General features: G+C 68.2%; 16 protein-coding genes. 7 read left to right on the plus strand and 9 right to left on the minus strand.

The genetic code is table 11. From position 1 onward, the window contains the following. Positions 1 to 103 precede the first annotated feature (103 nt). Positions 104 to 1,090, minus strand: coding sequence for a tripartite tricarboxylate transporter substrate binding protein (locus tag VHP37_02340; protein HEX2825162.1), 987 nt, complete (start codon positions 1,088 to 1,090; stop codon positions 104 to 106). A 282-nt stretch (positions 1,091 to 1,372) separates the two neighbouring features. On the opposite strand from VHP37_02340, the gene VHP37_02345 reads away from it, so the two are divergent. Further along, the gene (locus VHP37_02345; protein ID HEX2825163.1) at positions 1,373 to 2,770 is read left to right on the plus strand and encodes an MmgE/PrpD family protein; all 1,398 of its coding nucleotides are present in this window, start codon (positions 1,373 to 1,375) and stop codon (positions 2,768 to 2,770) included. A gap of 16 nt (positions 2,771 to 2,786) precedes the next feature. Here the strand turns inward: VHP37_02345 and VHP37_02350 are convergent, their stop codons facing one another. Continuing rightward, positions 2,787 to 3,626 carry a phosphate ABC transporter substrate-binding protein gene (locus tag VHP37_02350; GenBank protein ID HEX2825164.1) on the minus strand — a complete coding sequence of 280 codons (840 nt, stop codon included), beginning with the start codon at positions 3,624 to 3,626 and terminating at the stop codon, positions 2,787 to 2,789. 98 nt (positions 3,627 to 3,724) lie between these two features. On the opposite strand from VHP37_02350, the gene VHP37_02355 reads away from it, so the two are divergent. The 5 genes from VHP37_02355 (at position 3,725) to VHP37_02375 (ending at position 7,394) form a co-directional block, all read left to right on the plus strand. After that, positions 3,725 to 4,690: a D-2-hydroxyacid dehydrogenase family protein gene (locus tag VHP37_02355; protein HEX2825165.1), complete on the plus strand. Its 966-nt coding sequence runs from the start codon at positions 3,725 to 3,727 to the stop codon at positions 4,688 to 4,690. Positions 4,691 to 4,768: 78 nt separating this feature from the next. Next, complete coding sequence (locus VHP37_02360; protein ID HEX2825166.1) at positions 4,769 to 5,839, plus strand: radical SAM protein; 1,071 nt, start codon at positions 4,769 to 4,771, stop codon at positions 5,837 to 5,839. Next, a complete protein-coding gene (locus VHP37_02365; GenBank protein HEX2825167.1) occupies positions 5,808 to 6,038 on the plus strand; it encodes a hypothetical protein in 231 nt (76 codons plus the stop codon). Before VHP37_02360 ends, VHP37_02365 begins: the two co-directional genes overlap by 32 nt. 28 nt (positions 6,039 to 6,066) lie before the next feature. After that, on the plus strand, positions 6,067 to 6,657 hold the full coding sequence (locus tag VHP37_02370; protein HEX2825168.1) for a hypothetical protein: 591 nt from the start codon (positions 6,067 to 6,069) through the stop codon (positions 6,655 to 6,657). Between the two features lie 17 nt (positions 6,658 to 6,674). Beyond that, complete coding sequence (locus VHP37_02375; GenBank protein ID HEX2825169.1) at positions 6,675 to 7,394, plus strand: hypothetical protein; 720 nt, start codon at positions 6,675 to 6,677, stop codon at positions 7,392 to 7,394. Between the two features lie 129 nt (positions 7,395 to 7,523). Here the strand turns inward: VHP37_02375 and VHP37_02380 are convergent, their stop codons facing one another. Both VHP37_02380 and VHP37_02385 read right to left on the minus strand, forming a co-directional pair. Next, entirely contained in the window at positions 7,524 to 10,841 is a 3,318-nt protein-coding gene (locus tag VHP37_02380) for an AAA family ATPase (GenBank protein HEX2825170.1), read from the minus strand. Between the two features lie 38 nt (positions 10,842 to 10,879). Beyond that, positions 10,880 to 11,437, minus strand: a complete 558-nt coding sequence (locus VHP37_02385; GenBank protein HEX2825171.1) for an NnrU family protein — start codon at positions 11,435 to 11,437, stop codon at positions 10,880 to 10,882. Positions 11,438 to 11,490: 53 nt separating this feature from the next. On the opposite strand from VHP37_02385, the gene VHP37_02390 reads away from it, so the two are divergent. Then, positions 11,491 to 12,408 carry a tripartite tricarboxylate transporter substrate-binding protein gene (locus VHP37_02390; GenBank protein ID HEX2825172.1) on the plus strand — a complete coding sequence of 306 codons (918 nt, stop codon included), beginning with the start codon at positions 11,491 to 11,493 and terminating at the stop codon, positions 12,406 to 12,408. Here the strand turns inward: VHP37_02390 and VHP37_02395 are convergent. The 5 genes from VHP37_02395 to VHP37_02415 form a co-directional block, all read right to left on the minus strand. Then, positions 12,405 to 12,806, minus strand: a complete 402-nt coding sequence (locus VHP37_02395; GenBank protein ID HEX2825173.1) for a YciI family protein — start codon at positions 12,804 to 12,806, stop codon at positions 12,405 to 12,407. The two genes, VHP37_02390 and VHP37_02395, sit on opposite strands and share 4 nt — an antisense overlap. Positions 12,807 to 12,816: 10 nt before the next feature. Beyond that, the gene (locus tag VHP37_02400) at positions 12,817 to 13,239 is read right to left on the minus strand and encodes a VOC family protein (GenBank protein ID HEX2825174.1); all 423 of its coding nucleotides are present in this window, start codon (positions 13,237 to 13,239) and stop codon (positions 12,817 to 12,819) included. 115 nt (positions 13,240 to 13,354) lie between these two features. Beyond that, positions 13,355 to 13,777 (minus strand): YciI family protein, encoded by a 423-nt coding sequence (locus tag VHP37_02405; GenBank protein HEX2825175.1) that lies wholly within the window; start codon positions 13,775 to 13,777, stop codon positions 13,355 to 13,357. 31 nt (positions 13,778 to 13,808) lie between these two features. Then, positions 13,809 to 14,198 (minus strand): YciI family protein, encoded by a 390-nt coding sequence (locus VHP37_02410; protein HEX2825176.1) that lies wholly within the window; start codon positions 14,196 to 14,198, stop codon positions 13,809 to 13,811. Between the two features lie 61 nt (positions 14,199 to 14,259). Next, positions 14,260 to 15,345, minus strand: coding sequence for an exo-alpha-sialidase (locus VHP37_02415; GenBank protein HEX2825177.1), 1,086 nt, complete (start codon positions 15,343 to 15,345; stop codon positions 14,260 to 14,262). Positions 15,346 to 15,354 lie beyond the last annotated feature (9 nt).

The following is a 15,354-nucleotide window of genomic DNA, read 5'->3' on the forward strand; positions in this document are numbered from 1 at the left end:
CCGTCATTCCCGCCTTCGCGGGATTGACGGCCCCAAAATGGATTCCCGCCGTCGCGGGAATGACGGTCCGAAAATGGATTCCCGCCTTCGCGGGAATGACGGTCTACTGCTCCACCGGGATCTTCGCGAGCTTCACGATCTTTCCCCACTTCTGCTTTTCTTCTTTCACCTGGGCCGCGAATTGCTCGGGTGTATTGCCTTCGGGCTCTATCCCCAGCGCGGTCATGCGCTCGACGATCTGCGGTTTCCGGGTCATCGCCACGAGCTCTTTGTTCAGCCGCATGACGATTGCGTTCGGCGTCTTCGCCGGCGTGAAGATGCCGTACCACGCGAGCACTTCGTAACCCTTGATCGTCTCCGCGATCGTCGGAATGTCCGGCGCCGCCGCGAGCCGCTTGGTGCCGGTCACGCCGAGCGCGCGCAGCCTGCCCGACTTGATGTGCGGCACCGCGCCCGAGTAGCCGGTGATGAGCATCTGCACCTGGCCGCTGATGAGATCGGTGAGCGCGGGGCCGGCACCTTTGTAGGGCACGTGCACGATGTCGATGCCCGCCATGTGCTTGAAGAGCTCGGACGACAGATGCGCCGTGGAGCCCGTCCCCGACGACGCGAAGTTGATCGTGCCCGGCTTCGCTTTCGCGAGCGCGACGAGCTCGGCGGTCGATTTCGCCGCGACGCCCGGGTTCACCAGCAGCACGAGCTGGGCGGTGCCGATGCGGCTCACCGCGATGAAGTCTTTCGTCGGGTCGTACGGCATCTTCGTCGTGAGGTTGGGACCGATCGCCATCTCCCCGCCGGAGCCGAGCGCGATGGTGTAGCCGTCGGGCGCCGCGCGCGAGAGCATCGTTCCCGACAGCATGCCGTTGGCGCCGGGGCGATTGTCGACGATCACCTGCTGGCCGAGGGTCTCGGTGAGATGCTGCGCGGCGATGCGCGCGGTGAGATCGGTCGGTCCCGCGGGGGTGTAGCCGACGAGCATGCGGATGGGCTTGGTGGGGTAGTTCGATTGGGCGTGAGCCGGCGCGTGAACGCCGGCGACGCCGACCATCAATGCGAATGCATGAGCTTTCGGTGTGTTACGGGAGATCATCGTGCGTCTTCGTATCTCGTGTGTGTTGTGATGGCGCCCGGCGCTTGGCGCGCACGTGCATGCCCGGCCCGATTATCCGGCAAAAGCTTGAACCGCAAAGGACGCGAAGCAAAACGTCATTCAAGCGGAATCCAGTGTCAATGCTCCAGGCATGGAATGGATTCCCGCCTTCGAGGGAATGCTTTGAATCCTCTGCGCGCCTCCGTGCGCCTTGGTGTCCTTTGTGGTCGAAAACGTCTTGGCGGTAGACTCGACCCATAACGACCGCCCACCGGAGGACTCATGATCACCGAGAAACTCGCCCGCTTCGTCGTCGAGACGCCGCTCGACACCATCCCCGCAGAAGTGCTCGACGGCGCGCGCGACGCGCTGATCGACACCATCGGCGTCGCGATCGCGGGCACGCTCGAGCCGATCGCCGACATCGCGGTGCAGTGGATCGCCGACGTCGGGGCGAAGCCGCAGTCCACGTTCTGGGGCCAGCCGCTCGCGACTTCGCCTGCCGAGGCGGCGTTCGTCAACGGCATGTGCGCGCACGCGCTCGACTTCGACGACAGCCTGCCGAGCCTGCGCGGGCATCCGAGCCCGACGATGGTGCCGGCCGCGCTCGCCGTCGCCGAAGCGGTCGGCGCATCGGGCGCCGAAGTGCTCGCCGCGCACGCGCTCGGGCTCGAAGTCGCGGGCAAGATCGGCCGCGCACTGGGCCACGGTCACTACAGCCGGGGATGGCATTCGACCGCGACGGGCGGAGCGTTCTCGTGCACCGCCGCGGCGGGGAGAGTGTGGAAGCTCGACGTCAAACAGATGCGCAACGCGTTCGGCCTCGCGGCGTCGCAGATGAGCGGGCTCATTCGCAACTTCGGCACGATGACCAAACCGTTCCATGCCGGCCACGCGGCGCGCGTGGGTGTGCTCTCGGCGTGGATGGCGAAACACGGCTTCACCGCCGACGAATCGATCTTCGACGGGAAGAACAACGTGATCGACACCTACGGCAGCGCCGGCGTGCCGCTCGCCGAAGTCGTCGACAAGCTGGGCAAGCCGTGGGAGATGACCGATCCGGGCATCTACGTGAAACGCTGGGCGTGCTGCTACTGCAACCACCGCCCGATCGGCGGCATGCTCGAGCTCATCGCGAAGCACGGCATCAAACCCGATGAAGTGACCGCCATCGAGATCGGTTTCCCGCCGGGCGCCGATACCGCGCTGGTCAGCACCAACCCCACGACGGGCCTCGAAGGCAAGTTCAGCATCGAGTACGTCGCCGCGGCGACGGTGCTCGACGGCAAGCTCGGCCTCGAAACGTTCACCGACGCGATGGTGCAGCGTCCCGAGGCGCGCGCGATGATGGCGAAGGCGCGGCGCTATCGCATCGAAGATCCGAGCGGCGTGTTCTCCGGAGTCGTCGGCTACAACGACGTCGCGATCGACACCAAGCGCGGCCGCTTCGAGATGCGCGTGGACAAGGTGCCGGGGTCGCCCGCCGCGCCGATGACGCGCGAAGACCGCGTCGAGAAGTTTCTCGATTGTGCGGGCCGCGTCCTCGGCGAGCCGGGCGCGAAAAAGCTGCTCGCGCTGCTCGAGCGCTGCCGCGATCTGCCGGACGCGCGCGAGCTCGTGCGGGCGACGGTGCCGGCCGAGCGCGCCCGGACCGCTTCGAGGTCGCCCGCGACCGCCTGAAATCGCAGGTCAGGCGCTACTGCCGATAGGGCACGAAGCCGTGCTTCTCGTCCAGATCGGCGACCGCGCCCGACGTCGCATAGTCGATCAGCCGCTTGTGCATGCCCGAGGGCATGCCGGTCGTGAGCAGGATCAGGGGTCGCGCGAGCGCATAGGTGTGGTCGCTCAGGGTGCGGCGGGATGCCGGGACGCCGTCGTATGCGAGAAGCTTTACCGACGTTCCCGATTTCGCGAGGCTCTCGGCGACACCCAGCGATGCGAACGTGATCGCGCCGGGGTTCGCCGCCGCATACTGCAATGCGTCCGTGCTCTCGAAGAACACCGCGTGGCTGCGGATCTGGCTGCTCCTGAGCTTCAGGCTCTGGAGCAGCACGTCGGTCGTTCCCGCGCCCTCGGTGCGCCACGCTACGCGGATCGGGCCTGATCGTCCCCCGACGTGCTTCCAGTCGGTGATGTCGCCGGTCAGAACCCCGACGAGCTGTCGCTGGGTCAGGGCGCGCACCGGATTCTCGCGCTGCACGATGATCGCGACACCGTCGCGCGCAATCGGGAATGCGTAAAGACCTTTCTCGCGCTGCCCGACCGGCCGGGCGATCATGGCGACGTCGCACCGTCGCGCGCGCAGCTCCTCGACGCCGGCGCCGGAGCTCAACGCCCGGATTTCGACCGTAACGCCGGGATTGGCCGCTTCGAATCGTCGCGCGATATCGGCCATCAGCGGGGCGAGCGTGGGCGAGCCGGCCACGACGAGCGTATTCGGCGTGGCCGCGCGTGCGAGACGATATCCCGATGTCGCTGCGAGCAGCGCCGCCAGCGCGAGCATCCCCGCGGCGACGGCGTTTCGTGCGAGTCGCATGGTATTTTCTATAACACACGCCCGCGCCCCGGACATCTCGGGCAGGATGAAATTTCGCAGTGTCGCCATTCGAAAAAATTCACAACCCGGAGGGCATGATGAAAATCGCGCTGCTCGACGACTACCAGCAGATCGGGAAGACCTCGGCGGACTGGAGCTCGCTTCCCGCCGGGACGCAGGTCGATTCGTTCGGGGACACGCTGGCCGATCCTGCCGCGCTGCAACGGCGGCTCGAGCCTTATGACGTCGTCGTGGCGATGCGCGAGCGCACGCGCTTTCCCCGCGAGTTGCTCGAGGCGCTGCCGAACCTGAAGCTGCTCATCAGCACCGGCGGGCGCAATCCGAGCATCGACGCCGAGGCGTGCGCGGCGCGCAAGATCGCGCTGTGCAGCGCCCCGGGCGATCCGGCGACCGGCCACGGCTCAACCGCCGAAGTCGCCTGGGCGCTCGTCCTCGCGCTGGTCAAACGCATCCCGCAGTCGCAGGAGGCGATGCGCGGCGGCGGCTGGCAGGAGCACGTGATGACCGAATCCCTGCACGGCAAGACGCTGGGGGTGCTCGGGCTGGGACGCCTCGGCAAGCTCGTCGCGCGCTACGGCCAGGCGTTCGACATGAACGTGATCGCCTGGAGCCCCAACCTCACCGACGAGCGCGCTGCCGAAGCGTCGGTGAAACGCGTGTCGAAAGAGCAGCTCTTCGCCGAGTCGGACGTGATCTCGCTGCACCTCGTGTCGAACGCGTCGACGCGGGGCATCGTCGGCGCGAAGGAGATCGGCGCGATGAAGAAGACCGCCTACCTCGTAAACACCTCGCGGGGGCCGCTCATCGACGAGCCGGCGCTGATGTCCGCGCTGAAGGAAAAGCGGATCGCCGGCGCCGGCCTCGACGTGTTCTGGACCGAGCCGCTCCAGCCCGATCACCCGATCCGCAAGCTCGACAACGTCGTCATGACGCCGCACCTGGGGTACGTCGTCGACATCAACATGAAGCGGTTCTACGAGAACGCGCTGAAGAACATCAGGAGCTTCATCGCGGGCGAGCCGCTGACGCCGATGGGGCGCTAGGCGCCTTGACGGTACGCGAGCGGCGGAAGCACACTCCTGCCGATAACAAGCCGCTGCACGCCGAGGGGGACTTCGCAAGTGAAGCAGCCGTACTTCGAGACGCCGCCCAAGATCACGGTCTCGATCACCGCCACGTGCAATCTCGATTGCGAGACGTGCTACGCCGACTGCAACCGGCGGCCGAAGCGCAAGGAGCTCACGACGCAGGAGTGGCTGGCCTTCATCGAGTACCTCGTCGAGAACGGCTTCATCCAGATCTATTTCGAAGGCGGCGAGCCGCTGCACCGCCCCGATTTCGACACCCTCCTCCAAAGCTGCTGCCGCCGCATGATGACGCTCGTGCGCACGCACGGGACGCTGATCGACCGTGCGCGCGCACGCAAGCTCAAACGCCTCGGCGTGGGACGGCTCTTCGTCGATCTCATGGGCGCGAGCGCGGGCGTGCACGACGCCGCCGCGCGCACGCCGGGAAGCTTCGCCAGGTCGTGCGCGGGGGTGAGAAACGCGGTGGAGGCGGGCCTGCCGACCGACGTGGTCCTCATCCTCACGCGCCACAACGTCGACGAGCTCCAGGCGTATCTCGAGCTCGCCCACGCGCTCGGCGCGCAGCGCGCCGGCATCCTGAGGCTGTATCCGCTCGGACGCGCCAGGCACCGCTGGAGCGAGCTCGCGCTGTCCCTGGAAGAGCAGGAAGAAGCGCTCGCGGCCGTGCGCCCGCCGCCGGGCCTCGCCGTCATGCGATCGTGGCATCCGAACGACGCGAACTGCTGCTGGCAGGCCGCCGCGGTCGATCCGTTCGGACGATCGATCGGCTGCATGTATCTGCGCGAGTACGTCGATTTCGGCGACGTGCGCGAAACCCCGTTTCTCGAAACCTGGCACGGCAACGCCCTGTACAAGGCGCTGCGTGCCGGCACCGTGGAGAGCTCGTGTGAGCATTGCGAAAGCAACGAAGGCACGCGCGGCGGCTGCCGCTCGACGGCGTATGCGTTCACCGGTCGCTGGACTGCGCCCGACCCGTTCTGCAGCCACAGCAACGGCGGCATCGACTTACGCGTTCTCCCGAAGCGGCTGCTACGCGGAGACGCCGAACCTGAAGCACCGCCCGATCCCGGAGATGGATCAGTACGCGGTGTTCACGCCCGATGAGCCGAACATCCATTTCCTGAACGACGCCGCGCGCCTGGTGCTCCTGCTCTGCGACGGCCGCAGCGGGCGCGAGCTGGAGCAAGGCTATTGCGCGGCCATGGGGCCGCTGATCGGCCGCGCCGCTGCCGCGGCGGAGCTGCGGCGCACGCTGGAAGACCTGCACCGCAAAGGGATCGTCCGCAACACCCAACGCAACTGACATCGACACTCAGGGGAGATCGTACGACATGGCGACCAAGACCCGAACGAACGAGCGCGCGAACGGCTACGCGACGGCGCACGAGCCCGCGAGCGTGGAAACGTTTCTGCCGGAAATTCGCTCCGACGTGAAATGGCGGATGACGAAAGGCGCGAAAAAACCGTTCGCCGTACCGAACACCGTAGCGCCGGTGCTCGCAGTGTGGAATTTCGGCGTGCCGTTCGGCGAGATGGACAGCCTGCACCTGTGGCTGCGTGCGAACGAGATCGCGCTCGCCGGCCAGCTCACCGATGCGATGAAAGGCGCCAAGGACAAGGTTTACTACCGCGGCACGTACCTGAACGTCGACGCCGGCTCGCCCATGTACCAGACGTGGTGGGAGTACAGCTCCGACGAGGCGCTGGAGACCGAATCGCCGTGGACGAAGAACAAGATTCCGCGCAACCTGCGCGATCTGATCGTGCAGCTCCGCGCGTTCTGGGTGAGGGACCCCGGGCGCTCCGAGTCGCGGTTCGGCCTCGCCTCGAATTACGCCAACCTGAAGGACATGAAGGAGAACCCGTTCATGCTCCAGGTGACGGTCGACGCGGCGGCGGCCGTCGCGAAGCGGCGCGGCTGAGAGCGCGCCGCTACACCATGGCGGGCTTCCGGATCGAGTGGGATTTCCACAAGCTCGGGCTGTCGGACGACGAGCTCGACCTGCGCTTCGGCGATGCCGCGAGGCGCTGGTCGAACCTCATCACCGGTTTTCCGAAGAACGATCGCGGCAAACCGGCGTTGAAGTCGCTGAAGATCCGCGTCGAGATGGCGGATCTCAACGCGGGCAGGAAGAAAAAGGACGACCTGACGCTCGGCCACACCGAGGTGACCGAGTCGCTGCCCAAGGCCGCCGGCCGCGCGGCGGGCATTCCGACCCGCGCGCTCATGCAGCTCGACAGGAAGCAGTTCCGCACCGCGGTCGAGGATCGTCCCGAGGTCGTGCGCGACCTCATCGCCCACGAGGTCGGTCACGCGCTCGGTTTCGGCTCGTGCGCGCCGTGCACGCGCCTCATCGAGGATCGGGGACGCAACCGGTTCTTCTTCATCGGCCGCTACGCGATGAAAGAATACGCGGCGATCGGGGGCAAAGGCGCGGTGCCCCTGGAATCGAGCGGAAACTCGGCGACCGTCGGCAAGCACTGGGACGAGAGCACGCGCGACAAGAGCCGTCTCGGCCGGATCATGGTGTACGAGCTGATGTCCGGAAACTTCGACTCGGGCGACAACCGGCTCACGCGGCTCACCGCCGCGGCGATGCGCGACCTGGGCTACGAAGTCGACATGGACGGCGCGGACAGCTATCGCGACGCCGATTAGTCGTACTGTGTCATCGCGAGGCTCGCACAGCGAGCCGTGGCGGATCGCGTGGCGCACGAGCCGTCCCGAGCCCTCGGGATTGCTTCGTCGCCGCGCGAGCGGCTCCTCGCAATGACACAGTAGGATTAGTCAGCGCAGCGCCAGCAGCCGCATCGCGTTCTTCACGTCGGGCGTCTCCAAACCCTGATCGAATCCGCTGAGCGCATCCTGCACGAGGCCGCGGCATTCGTCGTGACGCCCCTGCCGCTGTCGTAGCTCGGCGAGGCTCACCGCCGAGCGCAGCGCCAGCGACTGCGCGCCCTGTCTCTTCGCGATCGCGAGCGCTTCCGAGAAGCACGCGGCGGCCGCGGCTTCGTCGGCGTCGCGCGCGAGCACGAGCTCGCCCTTGAGGCGATGGATCTCGGCGGCGCAGAAATAGCCGTCGCCGAGCTGCGGGCTCTCCAGCGCGCGCAGCGTGCAGTCGAGCGCTTCCTTCGTTCTGCCCGCTCTGGAATAAGTCTCGCCGAGCAGCGCCAGCGACGACGGCACGAAGAGGAGCGCGCCGGTATCGCGGTACATGTCGAGCCCCGCCTGCATCTTCGCCACGCCGTCTTCGAGCGCCCCACCCGCGGCGAGCGCCCAGCCTTCGAGCACCGAGCCCCAGGCGATCCAGTACGGGAAGTCGTGCTCGTGGGCGAGCGCCACGACCTCGGTCGCCAGCGCGAGCGTCGGCTCGCGCTCGCCGCGGCACTGGTGCACCGCCGCCGACATGCACAGCGCGTAGGCGAGCGTGAGCGGCCAGCCGAGCGCGCGCGCCTCCCTGAGACTGGCGCGGCTGTGCTCGATCGCGTCGTCGGGCGCGCCGGCGTACCACTCCACCAGCGCGCTGTTCACCGCGCCGATCACCCACGGATGCGCGCCATGGACGCGGGCATGCTCGTGGGCTGGGAGCTGCTGCGCCAGCGCGAGCGCCTGCGCGAGATGGCGCCGGCCGCCCGCGAGCTCGCCCTGGCAGAAGAGACACCAGCCGAGCCTGCGGTGCGCCTGCGACAGCCACACGCGATCGTCGCGGCGCTGCGCGAGATCGAGCAGGCGCTGAGAGAGACCGCGCGCGGTCGCGAGCGGCCCGCGCACCTGGTAGAACGACGCGAGCCCGGAGAGCGCGGTGAAGAGACCGCCTTCGTCGCCGCTCTCCTCGCACAGCGCGACGGCGCGGTCGTAGGTCTGCTCGACCTCGGTGGACGCGTAGCCGCGCGTCGCGCTGAGCGCCGGACCGAGCGAGAGCAGGCATTCCGCCTCGCGTCCGGCGCGATCGGCGCCCGGCGGCAGCGCCGCGATCTGCGACAGCGCGCGCTGAAGGTGCGCCACCGCTTCGGTGTCGGCCGACGCATCGAGCGCGCGCTTGCCCGCTTGCTGCCAGTAACGGATCGCCTGTTCGACCAGGCCGCCCTGCTCGCAGTGCTGCGCGGCGAGCTCGGGATGGGCGCGCACGATCTCGGGAAAGCCGTCGATGAGCGCGCTCGCGGTCGCACGGTGGTACTCGGCGCGCTTGGTTCGCAGCAGCGACTGGTACGCGGCGTCCTGGATGAGCGCGTGCTTGAAGCTGTAGCTCGCATTCGGCGCCGCGCCGCGCTGATACAGGAGCTCGGCGTCGACGAGGCCGCGCAGCGCCTCCTTGAGCTCCGCCTCGCCGAGCTGCGAGACCGTCTGCACCAGCCGATAGCTGAACTCGCGCCCGATCACCGCAGCGAGCTGTGCGACCGCCTTCGCCGGGCCGAGGCGGTCGAGGCGCGCGACGAGCGAGCCGCGCAGCGTCGCCGGTATCGATCCGGTCGGCAGGGCTTCGACCGCCTGCTGCTGCGCGAGCGTGCCGGCTTCGACGACCATCTTGGTCAGCTCTTCGAGGAAGAGCGGCACGCCGTCGGTGCGCGCGATCACCTGGTCGAGCAGTTGCGGCGGAAGCTCGCGGCGCTGCACGAGGTGGCGGACGAGCTCGCGCGCATCGGCGCCCGACAGCCGCGTGAGCGTCATGTGATTGACGAGCGAGCGGTTCGACCACGGCGGCGCGAAGCCGGGGCGGAAGGTCGCGAGCAGCAGCATCGGTACCGACGGCAGCTGGTCGACGATCATCGTGATGAGCTCGAGCGTCGACGCGTCGGCCCAGTGCAGGTCCTCGACGATGAGCGCGAGCGGTCGTGCGCTCGCCTCGGCGAGCAGCCATGCGAGCAGGCACTCGAGCAGCCGGTCGCGCTGCTGGCGTGGCGTGAGATCCGGTTTCGGCGTGTCGGGCGCCGCGAGCGACATGAGCGACGCGAGCAGCGGCAACGCGTCGGGATCGCCGAGGGCGCGCGTCGCGAACGCCTGCTCGAGCTTGCGCAGCCCGGCACGTGCGTCCGCCGGGTTCAGCCGAAGCTCGCGCTGGAGCAGGTCGGTGACGGGATACAGCGCGGTGTTCGAGAACTGCGGCATGCAGTGCGTGACCAGCGTCGTCCCGCCGGCTTCGGCGATGCCGGTGAGGAACGCGTGCAGCAGCCGCGATTTGCCGATGCCGGGATCGCCGCTGATGAGCTGGGCGCGGCCGGGGCCGTCCTGCACGCCGTCCCACTGCTTCGACAGGAAAGCGAGCTCTTCGGCGCGGCCGAGCAGCGGCGATCCGCTGCGCGTCTGGAAGAGCGCTGCGTGGCGCCAGTCCCGGCGCTCGCCGATCACCCGGAAGACGGTGAGCGGCTCCTCGATGCCCTTCGCCGCGATCTCCCGTCCGGGCTCGCAGTCGAAGACGTGATCGACGAGGTCGTGGGTGACGCGGCCGATCAGGACCTCGCCGGGACCGGCCGCGTCGCGGATGCGCGCGGCGATGTTCGGCGCTTCCCCGGTGACCGCGGACTCGCGCGCGGCATGCTCGCCGAGCTCGCCGATGACCACTTCGCCGGTCGCGATGCCGATGTGCACTTCGATCGTGGGCCCGAGGCGCTTCTCGACCGCTTCGGACACCTGCGCGGTTGCGTCGAGCACGGCGAGGCCCGCGCTGACCGCGCGCACCGCGTCGTCCTCGTGCGCGTTCGGATAGCCGAAGTAGGCGAGCAGGCCGTCGCCGAGCAGCCGCGCGACGCAGCCTTCGACGCGCTCGATCTCCTTTGTCCACAGCGCGAAGCAGTGGTCGACGATCTCGCGCAGGTCTTCCGCGTCCACGCGCCGCGACAGCGCGGTCGAGCCGACGAGATCGCAGTACATGATGGCGATCTGGCGGCGCTCGGGCTGCGGCGCAGTCGTGTAAGAAGAAGTGGGTTGGAGCGCCGCTGCCGGAGGCGGCTCAGTCGCGATGAGCGCCGTGCCGCACCCGCCGCAGTAGCGATGGCCGGGCGGATTGACGAAGCCGCAAGGGCAGGTGATCCCGAGCGCCTTGCCGCAGCCGCCGCAGAACTTCGCATCTCGTGCCGCGATCTCGAATCCGCAATACGGACAGTGCATGCCGCGCCAATAGCCTGAAGCGTCGGGCGATGATAACGCTATATGACGGGCCCGGTTCCGAAGAGCGCCGGGTGCACGCGCATCGTCACGTACGCGAGCGCGACACCGCCGGCGATCGCCATGACGTCGTACTTCCACGCGGGGACGAAGGCTTTGACGGCACGACGCCGGATCGCCGAGGCGAGCGCGACGACCGAATACGCGGCGAAGCTGCCGAAGAGCACCGTGCCGGTGAGATCGCCGTTCGCCAGCAGATGGGTGAGCGACCAGATCAGCAGCCCGAGCAGCATCGGGTGCCTGAGCCCGCTGCGCACGTGGCCCCGCATGTTGGCTGCGGCGAAGAGAACGAAAGCGAGGGTGACCGCGAGCGGCGCCGCGCTGCGTGCCGTGGCCCACGGTGTGAAGATCTGCACGCGGTCGGGACGCAGGTGATAGCCGACCATGATGAGGATGAGGCCGACCGCCGCGACGGCCGCGAACAGGCCGCGATAAGGCTTGTCGCCGAGGCGCGCGACGAGCCGCGCGCGCAAAGCCGTCGCCACCGGCACCAGGTGTATGCCGATGAAAAGCACCAGGCCGACGATCATGAGGGTCATACGGGTGTCCTCAGGCGTTGTGAATTCCGGCGCACACGCCGTATGGTAGCGCGGTGAAAACCGTCCGATCGGTGTTCGTGCTGGCGACGCTGCTGCAATCGTGCGCTTACGCGGCGACGGCCTCGCGCGAGCTCGTGCATCCGTTTCCGCCGGGCGGCCCGGCGGAAGTCGTCGGCGCGACGCGGGCGAGCCGTACGCTGCGTGCGATGCAGCGCTACGCCGCACCCGCGTTCACCGACGTGCTCGCGATGCACGTCGCGCAAACGCTGCGGGAGGACCGTTCCGAGCCGGTTACGGTGACGCGGCAGCACAGGCGCGGCGGCAGCGCGGCGGCTCTGGCCGTCGCCAGCTCGCCGCCGGACGGCCGCACTCTGCTGCTCGCGACGGTGCCGGCGACGCCGGTGCGCGCTCAGGCGGGCATACCGGAGCGGGTGGAGCGGATCGCGGCCGTCGGCCGGATGCCGTATGTGTGGGTGTCGCAGAGCGGGACGCACGATCTCGCGGGGTTGCTGCGTGGAGGCACGACGCGATTGCTCGTCGGCCATCCGGGGGAGCGCACGGCCGCGTACCGGCCCCTCGCGCGCCTGCGCTCGGATCCGGTGATCGCGCTCGAGCCCGTCGCCTACAACGGCGGCATCGCCGCGCTCAATGCGCTCGCGGGGGCACAGGTGGCCGCGGCGCTGGTGCCGCTCCCGGCGGTGCTGCCTTATGCGTCGGGACAGATCCGCTTCCTCGCGATCGCCGACCGGGAGCGCTATGCGAGCCTCCCCGACGTACCGACGACGCGCGAAGCGGGTCTACAGGATGCGGAAGCGGTCGTCGCTTTCGCGGTATTCGCGCCGCCGGCCACGCCGGCGGCGCTCGTACGTCCCGTCGCCGCCGCGTTGTCACGCGTGGCCGAAACGCCGGGGGCGCGAGCGCTCTTTCTCGATTACGGCGTGCGCCTGGAATACAGCGCAGCCGGCCGTTAGCCCATGGCGGCCGTGCGCTCGCGCTCGTTGAACGCGGCGCCGGGCGTGGTGGAAAAGTCCAGCGGGCGCACTTCGATCGTGCCGCCGACCGGCAGCGTCGGGATGCGCGCGGCGAGCGCCAGCGCTTCGTCGAGGTCCTGGCACTCGACGACGTGATAGCCGCCGAGCTGCTCGCGCGTCTCGGCGTAAGGCCCGTCGGTGATGAACGGCTTGCCGTTCTTCACCCGCACGGTGGTCGAAGCCGCGCTGGGCTTGAGCTTGCCCCCGGCGAGGTACTGGCCTTGGGCGGTCAGGGCGTCCACCCACGCGCCGTAGTCGCGCATGACGCGATCGCGCGCCTCGCCCGGAATCGCGTTCCACGCCTGCTCTTCGAAACAGCACATGAAGAGGTATTGCATCGCGATCTCCTTATTTTCCGCTCGACTCGACGATGACCATCCACATCACGCCGAACTTGTCGGTCACCATGCCGAAGCTCGAGGCGAAGAAGGTCTTGATCAGCGGCTGCATCACCTGGCCGCCTTGCGACAGCGCGGAGAAGAGCGTCTGCGCCTCGGCGTCGGTCCCGGGCGAGAGCGACAGCGCGAAGCCCTTGAAATCGGGCTTGCCGCTGCACATGCCGTCGGAGGCCATCACGAGCGTCTCGCCGACGCGGAACGAGGAGTGCATGACCTTGTCGCCGGAATTGGGCGGCGTGCAGCCTTCCTTCGGCGGCTCGGGGCTGTCCTTGTAGCGCATGAGCATCTGCACCTCGGCGCCGATCGCCTGCTTGTAGAACTCGAGCGCTTCCTCTGTGCGCCCTTCGAAAAAAAGGTAGGACTCTACTTTCATCGCGGTCTCCTGAATTCGTCATCGCGAGGCGCCGAAGGCGCCGTGGCGATCCCGCATTGCGTTACGAGCGTCTCGGGATTGCTTCGTCGCTGCCGCTCCTCGCAATGACCGTTGGTCATTTGTTCGAGATCTTCGCGCGCAGGCGCTCTTCCTGCTCGCGCAGCTCGGGCGTGAACTCGGCGCCGAAGTCATCGGCCTCGAAAACCTGCCTGAGCTCGATCTCGGATTCGCCGGGCATCGGGTTCGGGCAGCGTTTCAGCCACTCGATCGCCTCTTCCTTCGACTTCACCTGCCACAGCCAGAATCCCGCGATGAGCTCCTTGGTCTCGGGGAACGGGCCGTCGATGACGGTGCGCTTGTCCCCCGAGAAACGCACGCGCGCGCCCTTGGAGCTCGGGTGCAGCCCCTCGCCGGCGAGCATGATGCCGGCGTTGACCAGCTCTTCATTGTACTGGCCCATCGCGGCGAGGAGCTTCTCGTCGGGCATCACGCCCGCTTCGGAATCCTTCGTCGCTTTCACGATCACCATGAACCGCATCTTCGTCTCCTTGTTTGTGCGAGGCTGTTGCTCACTCACCAGTCGAACGGCGCCGCGCAATTTCGACATATTCCTGCAGAGGGCGAATCGCGCGCACTTCGATCGAACCCACACGAGCGGGCGGAATGCGTTCCGCGATACGAATCGCGTCGTTGAGGTCGCGTGCGTCGACGAGGAAGAAGCCGCCGAGCTGCTCCTTGGTCTCGGCGAAAGGCCCGTCGGTCGTCGTCGCTTTGCCGTTGCGCACCCGCACCGTGACCGCGGTATTCACCGGGTGCAGCGGCTCGGCGGCGATGTAGTGGTTCGAGCGCTTGAGCTCTTCGATGTATTCGACGCTGTCGTTCACGAGCTCCGAGAATTCGGCGGCCGGCAGCGCGTCCCGCTTCGTTTCCTCGATGTAGACCAGGCACAGATATTTCACACCGCTCCTCCGCTTCGCTTCGGGCGCAAAGGCCCGCTTATGCGCCTGCCGGCGCTACGTCCTATTCGAAGCGCACCGCGTTGATCGGCGGGAAGTGCGCCGAGACGCACTGCCACGAATCACCGCGGTTCTCCGAGATCCACAGGCCGCCGGTCGTCGAGCCGATCGCGACGCGCTCGCCCGATTCGTCGACGTCGAGGCCGTGGCGGTAGACCAGATCGTACGCCGGCACGGCCGGCAGCCCTTCCCGCAGCGCTTCGAACGTGCGGCCGCCGTCGCGCGTGCGCGTCACCGCGAACTCGCCGCGGACCGGCACGCGCTGCTCGTCCTTGATCGCCGGCACGAACCACGCGGTGTCGCCGTCCTTCGGGTCCACTGCGACCGCGAAGCCGAACTTCGAGAGCGCGGGCTTCTCGATCGTCTCCCAGTTCAAAGCGCCGTCGGTCGAGCGGAACATCGCGTTGTGGTGCTGTATCCACATCCGGTCGGGGTCGGCTGCGCACGCGACCATGCGGTGCACGTCCTGCATGATCGGGTCTTCGCGCCGGTCCGGCGGCATGTACTCCGCGAACAAACCCTTGGAGCGCACCGCCCACGTCTCCCCGCGGTCGCGCGATTCCCAGACGCCGCCGGTCGATACCGCGATGAGGATGCGGCGGCTGTCGCGCGGGTCGACGACGATCGAATGGATGCCCGGCGAATCGTAGCCGCCGCCCATCCATTCCAGGCGCTGCGGCATGTCCCACAGCGATCTGACCAGCGACCACGAGTGGCCGCGGTCGGCCGAGCGAAAGAGTCCGCCGGGAATCGTTCCCGCCCAGAGCACGCCGGGCTCGTCGCCGCCGGCCGGTTCGAGCGTCCACACCAGGTGCAGCTTCCACGCCGGTCCCGGCGCGTTCTCGGGCTGCGCCGGATAGGCGGGCGTCGCCTGCTCTTCCCACGTCTTGCCGCCGTCCACCGAGCGGCGCATCTTCACGCCGAAGTGCCCGAGATTGAGCGAGGCGTACAGCGTGCCGTCGCGGCGGTCGTGCAGCACCGCGGTCACCGGGTCGCCGAGAAAAGCCGGCTCGCCGAACGACCAGCGGCCGCCGCGCTTCTCGATGGTGAAGAGGCCTTTACGCGTGCCTACGTACAGTCTGTCGCTCATGGGTTCTCC

This window comes from Burkholderiales bacterium, assembly GCA_036262035.1.
Classification (GTDB): Bacteria; Pseudomonadota; Gammaproteobacteria; order Burkholderiales; family SG8-41; genus JAQGMV01.

Bases quoted from the DNA above. Each gene is read 5' to 3' on its own strand.
- VHP37_02375 (HEX2825169.1), top strand. From the start codon at position 6,675: ATGGCGGGCTTCCGGATCGAGTGGGATTTCCACAAGCTCGGGCTGTCG.
- VHP37_02405 (HEX2825175.1), bottom strand. From the start codon at position 13,777: ATGCGGTTCATGGTGATCGTGAAAGCGACGAAGGATTCCGAAGCGGGC.
- VHP37_02380 (HEX2825170.1), bottom strand. From the start codon at position 10,841: ATGCACTGTCCGTATTGCGGATTCGAGATCGCGGCACGAGATGCGAAG.
- VHP37_02365 (HEX2825167.1), top strand. From the start codon at position 5,808: ATGGATCAGTACGCGGTGTTCACGCCCGATGAGCCGAACATCCATTTC.
- VHP37_02370 (HEX2825168.1), top strand. From the start codon at position 6,067: ATGGCGACCAAGACCCGAACGAACGAGCGCGCGAACGGCTACGCGACG.
- VHP37_02355 (HEX2825165.1), top strand. From the start codon at position 3,725: ATGAAAATCGCGCTGCTCGACGACTACCAGCAGATCGGGAAGACCTCG.
- VHP37_02350 (HEX2825164.1), bottom strand. From the start codon at position 3,626: ATGCGACTCGCACGAAACGCCGTCGCCGCGGGGATGCTCGCGCTGGCG.
- VHP37_02340 (HEX2825162.1), bottom strand. From the start codon at position 1,090: ATGATCTCCCGTAACACACCGAAAGCTCATGCATTCGCATTGATGGTC.
- VHP37_02395 (HEX2825173.1), bottom strand. From the start codon at position 12,806: ATGCAATACCTCTTCATGTGCTGTTTCGAAGAGCAGGCGTGGAACGCG.
- VHP37_02400 (HEX2825174.1), bottom strand. From the start codon at position 13,239: ATGAAAGTAGAGTCCTACCTTTTTTTCGAAGGGCGCACAGAGGAAGCG.
- VHP37_02385 (HEX2825171.1), bottom strand. From the start codon at position 11,437: ATGACCCTCATGATCGTCGGCCTGGTGCTTTTCATCGGCATACACCTG.
- VHP37_02415 (HEX2825177.1), bottom strand. From the start codon at position 15,345: ATGAGCGACAGACTGTACGTAGGCACGCGTAAAGGCCTCTTCACCATC.
- VHP37_02345 (HEX2825163.1), top strand. From the start codon at position 1,373: ATGATCACCGAGAAACTCGCCCGCTTCGTCGTCGAGACGCCGCTCGAC.